The 13,812-nt window shown below is 27.0% G+C and carries 8 protein-coding genes; 4 read left to right on the plus strand and 4 right to left on the minus strand.

The genetic code is table 11. From position 1 onward, the window contains the following. Positions 1-122: 122 nt before the first annotated feature. Together ABNK64_RS01305 and ABNK64_RS01310 are read left to right on the plus strand one after the other, a co-directional pair. Positions 123-542, plus strand: a complete 420-nt coding sequence (locus ABNK64_RS01305) for a HutP family protein (RefSeq protein ID WP_291258839.1) — start codon at positions 123-125, stop codon at positions 540-542. 85 nt (positions 543-627) lie between these two features. Next, the gene (locus ABNK64_RS01310) at positions 628-1,452 is read left to right on the plus strand and encodes an Mrp/NBP35 family ATP-binding protein (RefSeq protein ID WP_291256130.1); all 825 of its coding nucleotides are present in this window, start codon (positions 628-630) and stop codon (positions 1,450-1,452) included. 63 nt (positions 1,453-1,515) lie between these two features. On the opposite strand, the gene ABNK64_RS01315 is transcribed toward ABNK64_RS01310, so the two are convergent. Next, positions 1,516-3,279, minus strand: coding sequence for a hypothetical protein (locus ABNK64_RS01315; protein ID WP_349763225.1), 1,764 nt, complete (start codon positions 3,277-3,279; stop codon positions 1,516-1,518). A gap of 16 nt (positions 3,280-3,295) precedes the next feature. Further along, on the minus strand, positions 3,296-6,037 hold the full coding sequence (locus ABNK64_RS01320) for a DEAD/DEAH box helicase (protein ID WP_349763226.1): 2,742 nt from the start codon (positions 6,035-6,037) through the stop codon (positions 3,296-3,298). A gap of 177 nt (positions 6,038-6,214) precedes the next feature. Between ABNK64_RS01320 and ABNK64_RS01325 the strand changes: the two genes are divergently transcribed. Then, positions 6,215-8,116, plus strand: coding sequence for a site-specific DNA-methyltransferase (locus ABNK64_RS01325; protein WP_349763227.1), 1,902 nt, complete (start codon positions 6,215-6,217; stop codon positions 8,114-8,116). Position 8,117: 1 nt separating this feature from the next. Beyond that, positions 8,118-11,078 carry a type III restriction-modification system endonuclease gene (locus tag ABNK64_RS01330; protein ID WP_349763228.1) on the plus strand — a complete coding sequence of 987 codons (2,961 nt, stop codon included), beginning with the start codon at positions 8,118-8,120 and terminating at the stop codon, positions 11,076-11,078. 53 nt (positions 11,079-11,131) lie between these two features. Here the strand turns inward: ABNK64_RS01330 and ABNK64_RS01335 are convergent, their stop codons facing one another. Together ABNK64_RS01335 and ABNK64_RS01340 are read right to left on the minus strand one after the other, a co-directional pair. After that, positions 11,132-12,724 (minus strand): KAP family P-loop NTPase fold protein, encoded by a 1,593-nt coding sequence (locus ABNK64_RS01335; RefSeq protein WP_349763230.1) that lies wholly within the window; start codon positions 12,722-12,724, stop codon positions 11,132-11,134. Positions 12,725-12,936: 212 nt separating this feature from the next. Further along, entirely contained in the window at positions 12,937-13,671 is a 735-nt protein-coding gene (locus ABNK64_RS01340; RefSeq protein WP_291256127.1) for a GntR family transcriptional regulator, read from the minus strand. Positions 13,672-13,812: the final 141 nt, after the last annotated feature.

Consider the following 13,812-nt stretch of genomic DNA (forward strand, 5'->3'; position numbering starts at 1 on the left):
AGTTTTTCTCTTTTCTTTTCTCCCTAAAATTGAATCTCCTCTTTTTATATAAATACTTGAAGATATTTTTATAAATTTTTGATATAATATATGTAGAATGACCTAGAAAGTGAGGAGAATTTATGCAATATAAAAGTAAAGATATAGCAAAAGTATCTGTGGAGATGGCTATGAGTAGTCGTGAAGAGGAGCAGGAGCTAAAAGAAAAATATATAAAAAAGGGAATTAAAACTGCAGCTGTGGATATTGGTGGAAATGTTGTAGAATCTATTCCCAAAATACTTGAAAGAACCTTGGTGGCAGCTAAAAGAAATGGTCTTATAAGTGAGTCTCATGTATATGAGGGGGCTGTTACTGGAGCAACTAGAGAGGCTATTGATCAGATTCTAGATAAATCAGTAGGATTTAATGTAGGGGGAAAAATAGGTATAGCAAGATGTCAAGAGCATCTATCTGTCTGTATTTTTTTAACAATAGGAATGTTTAGACTTGATGAAGTGGTAATTGGACTTGGACACAGAGCCGTACCTTGTGAGTCATAAATATTGTTAAATTAAATTTGACAAAACTATTTTATAAGTGTATGATTGAGTATAGTATTAATTGTTAATTTAAGGAGGAAATATAATGTCAAATTGTAGTACTTGTCCTTCAGGTAGCACTTGTACAAAGGACAAAGAAAGTTGTGGGATTGTTAATAATCCATTAAATCATATAAAAAATGTAATCGGTATTATGAGTGGTAAGGGTGGAGTAGGAAAATCTACTGTTACAACTCTATTTGCTAAAGAATTAGCTAAAAAAGGGTATAAAGTAGGAATAATGGATGCTGATATTACAGGTCCTAGTATCCCTAGATTGATGGGAGTTAGTGGTCAAATGGCTACTGGAGATGGAACTAATATCATTCCTGTTACTTCTAAAGAGGGTATAAAAATAATATCTCTAAATCTATTACTACAAGATGAGAGCCAACCTGTTGTTTGGAGAGGTTCTATCATAAGTAGTGCTGTTAAACAGTTCTGGGAAGAGGTACTATGGGGAGAATTAGATTATCTTCTAATCGATATGCCTCCAGGAACAGGTGATGTTGCTCTTACTGTTATGCAATCTACACCTATCAATGGAATAGTAATGGTATCTGTTCCTCAAGATATGGTATCTATGATAGTTGCAAAAGCCGTTAATATGACTAAAAAACTAAATGTTCCTGTTATTGGAGTTGTAGAAAATATGAGTTACATTGTTTGTCCAGGTTGTGAAACTAAGATCAGTTTCCACGAAGAGAGTGGAGCTCACGATTTCCTAAAAGAGATGGGATTAACTCTTCTTGGAGAACTTCCAATGACTAAAGGTTTTGCAAGAATGACTACAGGTCAAGAGTGTGAAGATTCAGCTAAATTATTCGCACCTATAACTGATAAAATTCTTGAAGAGATCTCTAAATTATAGTAAAAACAAGAGGATAGATTGAAGTTTGAACTTCTCTCTATCCTTTTTTATTATTTATTCAGTTTAAAAATTTACATAGTATCCATGCTCTTTAAATAGGCTGACAACCTCTGTTACATTTTCACTCTTTATCAAAAGATGAAAATCCTCTCCCTTCAACATAAGTGGTTTAAATCTCTCATCTTTTGTAATAGTCTTTATAAGCTCTTTATCATTTTTTAGTTTTAATACTACAAATTGATTATCAGCTTTTATTGCACTACTTTTCTCCAAAAGATCTCCAAAGAATTCCACCCATATTTGAGAAGGTTCTGGAGTAATCTTAGAATAAAACTCATTTATTCTATCTTGAATCTCTTTGGAACTACTTATTCCCTTTAAGAAACTCTCCTTATTAAATTTAAACTTATTTACAGCTATTTTTTGTGAAACTCTCTCTAAGAACATTGTCTTTACTGGAGCATCTCCAACAACAGTTGCTATCAATCTATCCTCGTCTAAAATAACCTCTCCATCTTCTTTGGCATTTTTAAAGTCATACTCCTCTATTCTATCAAAGCAGTACTCTCCTAGTTCTGTAAATTTGATATATTTTATCCCATCAAACTTACTTAAATATCCATTTTTTAAGTACAATGAATTATTTATAGATGGATAGTCATAGTATATCTCTAAAACTCCTAAAACTCCTAAGATAAACAGTACAGATTTGATAAATGGAATTACAACATACATCTGATATTTCTCATAATTCAGAATCTTTGTTCTCTCATAGTTAGCTTCATTGATATAGATATAGTCATATGCATCTTTCACATCTATTATCTCTATAAACTCATCTCTATATAGTATTGATTTAATAATGTTATCTACACTTACAACTTTTCCATTAGGTATCTCATTAAGTATATTTTTGATTGTAGCTAATCCTCTTTTTATCTCCTCTTTAGATTTCCAAATATTCTTTACACCCTTTAGGTAATTAAGATAAAGTGATGTATAGTGATAATTTTCCTCTTTTATCAACTCTCCACTCAAGAAATCATTTACTATATTTTTTATATTTGAAATCTTAAAATAGTTTTCATCAATATATCTCTCTTTAACTAAGAAGAAGAAAAGAGCGATTGTTTCTGTCTTAAGATAGTCTAAATCCTTTGAATCTTCGTAATACTCACTTATGTTACAATATTTTTTCATATTTAACTTAGACTCTTTCAAGATCTTAGCACTACTTGATAATTTTATCCCACCTTGAGAATAAAACTCAAAATACATTTTAAAATTTTCTATTAACTCTTTCTCATTGTTGTTTACTAAAGCAGCATCTACACTATTTTGAGCTATAATGTTGTACTCTTGAGGTTTATTTCTCATAAATTTTCTTATAACTCTCAATATATCATAATCTAAATAGAGGTACTCCCCTTTTTTATTATCTCTCTCTGCCTTAAAAAATAGGAATTTATCTTGTAAATCTTTATTTAAATCATAATTATTTTCCAACTTTAAATATCTTTCTTTATTAGAGATGTAGAACTTTCCTTTCCAAACTACCTCTTCAAAAACCTCTTTAACATCGCTGTCCAATCTCTCATAGATAGTACAGAATATCTCCTCTTTCAAATAAAATTGCTCCAACAAATCTAAAAAAGTTTGTTTATTACTATTTTCACTTATTAAAGATATCTCAAATAATCCAAGGTTACTCCCTATATACCCCTCAGCTATCCAATCTAAAAAATACTTTGTATAAAGTTTAAATAAAATTTCTTTAGAATAAAACTCATTTAAAGCTTCCCTAAACCTATCTTTACTTATCGCCATTTTTTCTCCCTAAAATTTATTCTCCTAAGATAAACTCAATATCCTTTTCAGTTAAACTCTTTAAAGTAGCACTATCTTCAGATATTAGATTATCTAGCAGTTTGATTTTTGATTCTTGTAGTTGAAGGATCTTCTCTTCAATTGTATCCTTCAGTATCAATTTATATGAAAAAACTGTTCTATCTTGCCCCAATCTATAGGCTCTATCTATTGCTTGATTTTCTACTGTCTTGTTCCACCAAGGATCATAGATAAAAATCGTATCAGCGGCAGTTAGATTTAATCCAACTCCACCTGTTTTCAATGTCATAACAAAAACCTTATACTTGTTATCTTTTTGGAATTTATCTACTAATAGCTGTCTGTCCTTTGTACTTCCACTCATAGAAAGATATTTAATATCATATTTTTTCAAATCTTCACAGATGTTGTTTATAGAGTTAATATAGTTTGTAAAAACTAAAACTTTATGTCCATTCTCCACAGCTTCAACAATATTATTTATTAAAACCTCTCTTTTACTTGAAGTTACTCCTACACTTTTTGCCTCTGGACAGCTCGTTATCTGTCTTAATTCATTTAAAGCTTGTAATATAAAGAACTGTGTCTTCCCTATTCCATTCTCCTTTATTTGAGAGTGTACCATCTTATAATAATAATTTCTTCTCTCATCATAAAGTTTTTTCTGTTCAGGATTCATCTCTATATACATAGTTTTTTCTATCTTATCTGGTAGATCCTTTAAAACCTCTTTCTTTATTCTTCTTAAAATAAATGGATATACCTTCTTCTTTAACTCCTCTATTGCCTCTCTATCATTCTCCCTTTGGATTGGAATTGCATAATAGTTGTTAAACTCCTCTAAAGTTCCAAACATAGAGGGATTTAAAAATCTAAATAGAGAGTATAACTCACTTAAGTTATTCTCAATAGGTGTTCCACTTAGAGCAATTCTATGTCTTGTATTCAAAAGCATTATAGCTTTCGTTGTTTGAGCATTTACATTTTTTATATTCTGAGATTCATCTAAAATCACTGCATCAAAAAAATACTCTTTTATTGTTTCAATATCATTTCTAATCGTTCCATAAGTAGTTAAAATAACACTATTTTTCTTTATAATATCTCTATTTCTAAAGTTTCCATAGTATATTCCAACCTTTAACTTAGGACTAAATTTCTTTATCTCGCTCTCCCAGTTATACACCAAAGATTTAGGCATTACTACCAAACTTTTCGTCCCCTTCTTCTCATGCAATCTCGTTAAAACTGCTATTGCTTGAAGAGTCTTCCCAAGTCCCATATCATCTGCAAGACACCCTCCTAAATTGTTGTCCATCAAATATGATAACCATTTGTAACCATACTCTTGATACTCTCTCAATTGTGCTTTTATCTTCGGCGTCTCTATTGCATAGTTATTTATATTATTAATCCCTTTAAAAAACTCTCTGCTTCTATTCATCTCCTCAGAGAATATCTTATCTTCAATTAACTCCTCTACTAGTGGTAGATCAAAAAATGAGAGTTTTACTTTTTGTTTATTGTTATCTTTAAAAATTCTCTCTAACTTCTCTATATATTTCTTATTAATTAAGGCACTTGTTCCATCACTTAACATAATATATGAATCCTTCTTGTAAGATGAAAGAACATCTAAAATAGAAAACTTTTCTCCCTCAATCTCAAGCTCTATCTCTCCCTCTAAGAAATCTATTGAGTGGCTGAAATTTCCTATTACCTTTGGCTTTACAGCCTTTATATTATACTTTCTAAGCTTATCTGTACCTACTACCTTGTACTTAGATGCCAATTGTAATAGATCCTTCATAATAAACTCTTTAGCTAATTTTTCCTGCATTATAATCAAATTACTCTCATCTAAGTAATAACTCGATCTCACTTTTAAATTCTTTTGATCCTTAGCTAACAATTTTACAATATCCTCTATCGCTTCAGATATTCTGCTTATATCTATCTCACATATAGATATTTTTCTCTCCAAATCATTGACTATCGCTACTTGCTTAATATCGTGATCTTTCAAGAAATCGTAGTGCATACTTGATACCATCAATGTCACTTGTAAATATAGACTATTGTCATGAGAGATCTTTTCTATTACTAGTTGTGGACTAGGAATATGCTTCTCTCCAGCCATTATCTTATAATCTTTATACTCTATCTCTATATTCTTAAAATACTTAATCGTCAAAGTTAGAAAATTTTCTAATCCTGATTCATCAATTGTTCCAACTAACTCCTTCAAAGTATGAAAATCATTACTCTCCATATCTATTATATAAAAAGTATTATCAGCTAAAATAAGATCCTCATTGATTATCATAAACTCTGTAATAGAATCATTTAATAAAAGTTCTGTTGTAAGGGCAGTACTACTATTTTCCTTCTCTTTTATAATCAACGATAAATTATTATCCCTTTTTATCCATTTGAGTACTTCCATCTTTTCATTTACAAACTTAGGATTATCAATTAAATATTCTATTAGATCTGAGTGTTCATTCAGATATGCCTCTTCATACTCCTTCTCCCAATCTATGAAAAAACTATCCTCTTTCACTCCCTTAATATATGTTAAAATCTGACTAGTTACATCTTCAGAATCTTCATCTACTTCTAAATTTTCTGCTATGCTTCCATCAGCATATACTGGAAGAACATAGGCTCCTTTTTCATCTATTTTTAACATAAAAAAGATATTTTCCAGCAAATTGTCCATTTTTTTTAAGCTCATAATCTATCTACCCTTACCATTTTTATTTTTATTCAGAGTATATTATATCAAAAAATACGTGTTTTATCAACATTTATTTAATTCGATGACAGCTTTAAAAATGTTATAGTACAATATTTTTTGAGACTATGATACAATATTATTGTAATTAAATTTTAGTCAAGGAAAGGAAATAATATGATAAAATCTCAAATTATAAAAAATGAAATAGTTCAACCTAATACCAGAGAGCTTGAAAAATTAAGAGAAATTTTACCTCAATATTTTGATAAAGAGGGAAGTTTTAAGCTTGATAGTTTTAATGAGATGTTAAAATCAAATGAAATTAAAATAGAAAAAGAAGGATATGAGTTAAAGTTCTTGGGGAAAAATTATAGTAAGTTTCAAAGTGGTTTAGAAACAGAAACAGTAATCGTACCTGATATTGAACATAACTTAAAAGAAGAAAATATCAATTCTGAAAATATGTATATAGTAGGTGATAATTTAGATGCTTTAAAACATTTATTAAAATCTTACTCAAATAAAATAAAATGTATCTATATTGATCCACCATATAATACAGGATCAGATGGATTTATATATAATGATAATTTTTCTTTTACTCCTGAAGTTTTATCAGAAAAGATGGGGATTGATGAAGAAGAAGCAAATAAAATAATAAATTTAAAAGGAAAATCAAGCCATTCTGCATGGTTAACCTTTATGTATTCTCGTTTATTGTTGGCTCAAAATTTATTGTCTGATGATGGAGTTATTTTTATTTCCATTGATGAAAACGAACAAGCTAATTTGAAATTAATTTGTGATGAAATATTTGGAGAAGAAAATTTTATAGAAACTTTGATCTGGAAAAGAAGAGCAACTCCACCAAATGATAGAGTTATTGGAAAAAATCATGAATATATATTCGTAATCGCCAAAAATTATAATACCCATAAACTAAATTTACAAAAAAGAACATTAAAATTAAATAAAGATTATATAAATAGAGATAATGATCCAAGAGGAGAATGGAACTATGGAGACTTATCAGGAAATGGAAAAGGTGGAAGAATTGTAGAGAGTTGTATCTATCCTATTTTAGATCCCTTAACAGGAAAGGAACACTATCCACCTGAAAATAAATGTTGGTTATATAATAGAGAAAAAATGCAAGAAATGATTGAAGATAATAGAATTGTTTTTAGAGGAGAGAAAAGAACTCCATATCAAAAAAAATTTCTATCAGAAGTAAGAAACGGAAGTACCTTACCTACTTTGATTGAAGATGTTAATTATTCTATTGACATTGAAAATTCTGGAACCTCTCAAACTTCTTCTAAAGAAATTAAGGAATTATTTGGTGCTGATGTTTTTGAATTTCCTAAACCTATAAAATTATTATCAAAAGTTATAATAGCTGGTTGTGATAAAGATTCAATTATTTTAGATTTTTTCTCTGGTTCTGCAACCACAGCTCATACTGTTATGGAAATTAATAAAGAGGATGATGGTAATAGAAAATATATAATGGTTCAGTTACCAGAAGAAATAAAGGAAGATAAAATTGCATACAAAGAAGGGTATAGAACTATTGATGAAATAGGAAGAGAACGTATAAAAAGAGTTGGAGAAAAAATAAAGAAAGACTATCCAAATATAGATTGTGGATTTAAATTATTTAGGCTAAAAGAAGTAGAACAAAATATGCTAGATAAAATAATTGAATTTAATCCCGAAACTCAACTCTTTTATATGGAAGATTATGTAGAAGCTTTTAAATATGAAAATATTTCTGGAAAAGATACTATACTTACAACATGGTTAAATGAAGATGGATACGGATTAATAACTAAATCGAAAAAAATTAAATTAATTAATTATGAAATTGATGTTTGTAATAATAGTGCCTATATTATTAATTTAGGAATTACAACTGAAGATGCTATAAGACTGATAGAAATGATTGAAGATAATAAATTGCTTATAAATAGAATAGTAATCTATCCTTATTCTATTCCATTTAATATAATTCATGAATTAAGAAATAATTTAAAACAATTACATAAAGATATAGAGTTAATTGAGAGGTATTAATATGGAATTAAAATTAAGTATTTTACCACACCAAACAAAAGTTTTAGATATAGTGAATGAAATTTTTAAAAATGTTCAAATCAAAGCAAATACTATTTATAAAAATCCAGAAATAAATTTTGATGATGAAAGACTCTATCAAAATATAAAAGCAATTCAAAATGGAAGTTATGATGAAATTTCAAGTATAAACAAAGAATATAGAGCTTTCGTTGAAAATGAACCTTTTGGAATAGACATAAAAATGGAAACGGGTACTGGAAAAACATATTGTTATACTAGACTTATGTATGAATTAAACAAAAATTATGGATTTAATAAATTTATAATTTTAGTTCCTTCTACTCCTATTAAAGAAGGGACTAAAATGTTTATAGAATCTGAATATGCAAAACATCATTTTTATGACTTATACCCAACTTCTTTTTTAAGATTAGATGTATTAAATGCTCAAAAGACAAGTAAAAAGGGAAGAAAGATGTTTCCTCAAGCTATTTCCAATTTTATTAGAAATACAACTTTAGAGAAAAATAAGATAAATTGTCTTTTAATGACTGATAAAATGTTAATATCTAAAAAAACAATGGAAACAGAATATGACCAAACTTTATTAGGAGGAATAAGTATTCCTTATAAAGCACTTGAAGAAGTAAGACCAATAGTTATAATAGATGAACCACACCGTTTTAAAAGAGAAAACGAAGCATATAAACGTCTTGTTGAAAAAATAAATCCTCAAATGATAATTCGTTTTGGTGCTACTTTCAATAAAAATGAAAAAACTGGTATAAGAGATTATAATAATTTAGTATATAACCTTAATTCTGTAACTGCTTTTAACGAAGGTCTAATAAAAGGTGTTATTGTTGAAACTCTTGGGGAAATAAAAGAAGAAGATATAAAATTAAAACTTTTAAAAATTGATAATTCTAAACCTAAAAAAGCTATTTTAAGAAATGAAAAAACAGGAAAAGTTTTTGAACTTAGAGTTGGAGAATATCTATCTGAAATTTCAGAAGAATTTTCAAAAATTTCCATACAAGATATAGGAAAATATGGTGCTAATAATTCTAGTAGTGGAATATTATTGTCTAATGATCAAATTTTATTAGTAGGGGACAGTATTTTTTCTAGTATCTACACCGAAACTTATCAAAAACTTATGTTAAAACAAGCTATAAAAAATCATCTCGAACAGGAAAGAATAAATTTTTTAAGAAAAAGGAAAATTAAAACTCTGTCTTTGTTTTTTATAGATAGTATTTTTTCATATAGAGGAGAAAAAAATAATGGAGATTTAAAAATAATGTTTGAATCTCTTTTAGAAGAAGAATTAAAAGAAAGAATAAAAAAAATAAAAGAACATATTTCTACTGATTTAGAAAAAGATTACTTAGCTTTTCTTGAATATTCTTTAAAAAATCTATCAGCAACTAATGGTGGATATTTTTCAAATGATAATTCTACAAATGATGAAGATATACAAAATGAAATAGATTTAATTTTAAGAGATAAAGAAAATTTATTATCTTTTAAAGATAAAGATGGAAATTGGAATATCATGAGATTTATTTTTTCTAAATGGACTTTAAGAGAAGGATGGGATAATCCGAATGTATTCCAAATAGCAAAACTAAGATCTAGTGGTAGTGAAAACAGTAAGCTTCAGGAAGTTGGAAGAGGATTACGTTTACCAGTTGATGAATATGGAAATCGTATTTCAAATGAAGAATTTTACTTAACTTATTTAATTGATTTTTCAGAAAAAGAATTTGCTAAACAATTAATATCAGAAGTTAACTCTGATATTATCCAATCCTTTAATATTAAAACTCTTCTTGAAAAAGTTGCTACTGAAAGAGGAATTACTTCTAAAAAATTATTTATTGATTTATTATCAAAAGATTATGTAGACGAAGATAAAAATATTATAAAAGAAAATTCTACTGCTTTTTTTGAAGAATATCCTGAATTTAATCAAGGTATTAAAAATGGAAAAATCAAAGATGGGAAAGATAAAAAGAAAAATTATATAACTATAAGAAAAGAGAATTTTAATAAATTAAAACCTTTATGGGAAGCTATTAATAAAAAATATTACTTAAAATTAGAAAGTTTATCTGATGACGAAATATCAAAAGCCATTAATCAGATTTTTGAAGATATATACTCTGAACAATTTATTAATATAAAAAGAGAAAAAATAGTAGTAGCTGATGATAAATTTATGATAAGAGAAAACTCTATAATAAAGGATAAAATAAAAAATAAAATTCCATACAATGATTTTTTAAAAAAATTGAACAAATATACTGGTTTTTCACTTCCTTTACTTCATAAAGGATTTATAGAACTCAATCAAAAAATGAAATTTCCAGAAGATTTTTTTAATACTAACACTTTAAATAATATATTCACTAAGTATCAAGAATGGTTAGAAAAAACGTATATTAATAGATTTTCTTATCGAAAAATGAATACTTCTACCTGTGAAACTGCCTTAACAGATTTTACTGGAAATGTTAAAAACAGTATTCTCCAAGGAACAATTGGTGTTTATAAAGATGATAATTTTAATGTATCAGATAAATTTTTATATGATACATTGATCTATGATTCTCCTTTAGAAGGAGAAAATATAAAAAATAGTCATATTGATGAAGTCGTTGTATTTGGAAAAATTCCTAGAAGAAGTATAAAAGTTCCTCTTTATTTTGGTGGAACAACAAGTCCAGACTTTATGTATGTATTAAAAAAAGAAAATGGTAGTTTAGAAATGAATCTAATTCTTGAAACAAAAGATATAAAAAAAATGAGTCAATTAAGAGAAGAAGAAAAACTTAGAATTGAAAGTGCTAGAAAATTCTTTGAAGCTTTAAAAAAAGAAGGAATTAATGTTAAATTTAAAAAGCAACTAAACAAAGAAGATATTATTGAAATTATACATAAAACTTTAAAATAAAATTATACCCCTTAAAGCTAAGGGGTATAATTTTATTCTTACTAATACAATCCCTATTTCAGATTCATAGTAAAGTTATATTTCTCTTCTGCCCAAGCTTCAAGAATATTCGTATTGTAGCAACTATTTAAAATTCTATATATTTCTAGTTGCTTTTTATTAAACAAATTAGGATTAATATAAATATATCCTTCTGGAGTCCTACTAGAAATTAGTATACAATTAAAATCAAATAGAACCTCTTTAAATTCAATATCCTTATTATTCTGTAAAATAAAATTAATTTTTTTTACATTATTCCATTCTTCTAAGTATAAACCACTATAAGACCCTCCTTTTTTCAAATATAAAATAGTGAAAAAAGCTAAATAAAAATCTCTATTTTTTTTATATTTTGTTTTAGCTTCAAAGAAAAAGTCTTCATCTTTTAAATTTTTAATAATATCACTTAAGAGTGTCATATTTTTTATTATAAAAAATGTTTTTATAAATAATAATTCTATTTTTTCATTTTTATTTAAAAATTCCTCTCTAATAAAATATAATATCAAAACTATCATAATAGGATAACAAGCTCTCTCTTCACTTGATAAAGAAGAAAGTAGTATTTTAAACTTCTTAAAAGATTTAATAAAATTTCTTGGAGAAACAATAAAACTATCACAATTTGAAACAAAAGCATCTAAAAATATAGATTCATATATCTTAGTTGTATCTTCTGAAATATTTTGTTCATCTACTCCATAAGTTTCAAGTTGATTATAATTATCGTACTCTATTCTAATAAAATCTTCATATTCAAGCTTTGGCAAGTTAAATTGAATATCAAAGAATTTTTCAAAATATTCAGAACACTCATCATCTTGTAAATATGAAGTTGAAACAATACTTTGTAATTGTTTTTTATTTACTAAAAAAACAAAGATAATATTTTTCACACCAAAAAAATGTTTTATTGTTTCTAGTAGCTCAATAGCATAACTAGGCTTACATCTATCTAGCTCATCAATTACTATGACTTTTAAGTCTTTCTCAAGAGATAAACACTCCTTAAATTTATCCACAAGCTCTTTATATTTCTTATAGTCCTCCAATTCAGAAGTATTTACTCCATTAAAAAGAGATCTCAATTGCTCTATATCTTCATTTTTTAAGTTAAATTTTGTTAAAACTAATTTTAATAAAAATTTTCCTCCAACTTTAAAAACATTCTTCATTATTTCTTCTATGGCTGTTTGAGTTTCAGAGTTAATCAAGTTATAACTATTAAGCTCTCCAATGATAGATTTCATAGGGTCAGAAAAGTAGTCTGTTTCCCAAGCATTAATATTTATATAGCTTATTTTTTTATTATTTTCCTTATTCTTATTTTCTTCTTCTATTTTTTCTTTTAAAGCTTTGGAGAAAAAAGTTTTCCCCATTCCCCAAGGTGCATCTATAAAAATTCTTTGAATATAGTCAGAATTATTTTCAAGTTCTTCAATTATTTTAGTTGGCTCTAAATCTTTCAGTTTTTCTTGTTCCTCAAATTGAGCATTTATTAAATTATAAAGTTGATTTATAAAAGCTTCTCTCTTTGAAGTTAATTTACTATAATATAATGTGCTGATTTTTTCTTTTTTATTTAAAATATTAGTTTCATCCATAATTTTACCTCATTTTTAAATTTTATTATCTGAAATTATATTACAAATTATCTTACAATTAATTTTTACAAAGATAAAAACCTCTCAAATTAATTCTAAGAGGTTTTAAATTTTTTATTAAATTTAGTCTATTTTCATTGAATCTATCATAAATTATTCTCTCTCTAATGAAACTTTTATTCCTATTTAAATTAGTAGCATTTAATTAATATTTATCTACTGCTCTCTCCCTCTAACTCCACCTCAAATTCAAATCTATCTCCTCTTACAGAGCTTATTGTATACTCGATTATCTCTAATCCCACATAAGTCCATCTTTGAAGATTTATAACTGGTGTATTTTGAGGTATCAAAAGAGAGGCTGAAACCTTTTTATCTGAAATCCCTACTGAAAATCTCTCTGTTGCTTTTGTAAAAACCATCTTATATCTACTTTGAAGAATACCATATAAAGAGTTATCAATTAAATCTTTCTTTGTTAAATCTGGAAATTTCTTATATGGAAGATATGTTTTCTCATACATTATCTCTTCACCATCTGCAAGTCTTAATCTCACTAACTCAAGAACCTTTTCTCCCTTCTCCAAGTTAAGCTCTTTTAAGATCTTCTCATTTCCCTCTATTGTTTTCAAAGAAAGTATCTCTGACTCTGGATTTTTCCCCTGTTTTTTCATCTCTTCACTAAAGCTATAAAACTTTAATAGCTTTTGCTTAAGACGTCTTGCTGAAACAAAAGTTCCACTTCCTTGTATCTTATATACATATCCTTTTTTCTCTAGATAATTTATTGCTTGTCTAACTGTGGCTCTACTCAACTTATATTTTTCACAATACTCTTTTTCAGTGGATAATTGATCATTCTCTTTTAATCCTTTACTCTCTATCTCGTTTATTATTATCTCAGCTAATTGACAATAGAGAGGAACTTTCTCTTTTCCTAATAACATTTTTTCCGTTGCCAAAAATCTATAAAAATATAGAAATTTGTTTATTTCCTTCTTCTCAGAGTCTGATTTTGCCGTAGCTACTTTCGTTTTATATAACTCTCCAAAGGCTTAAATTCGGATACAACGAATCCTACATATTAG

This window comes from Fusobacterium sp. SYSU M8D902 (genome assembly GCF_040199715.1).
In the GTDB taxonomy this organism is placed as follows: domain Bacteria; phylum Fusobacteriota; class Fusobacteriia; order Fusobacteriales; family Fusobacteriaceae; genus Fusobacterium_A.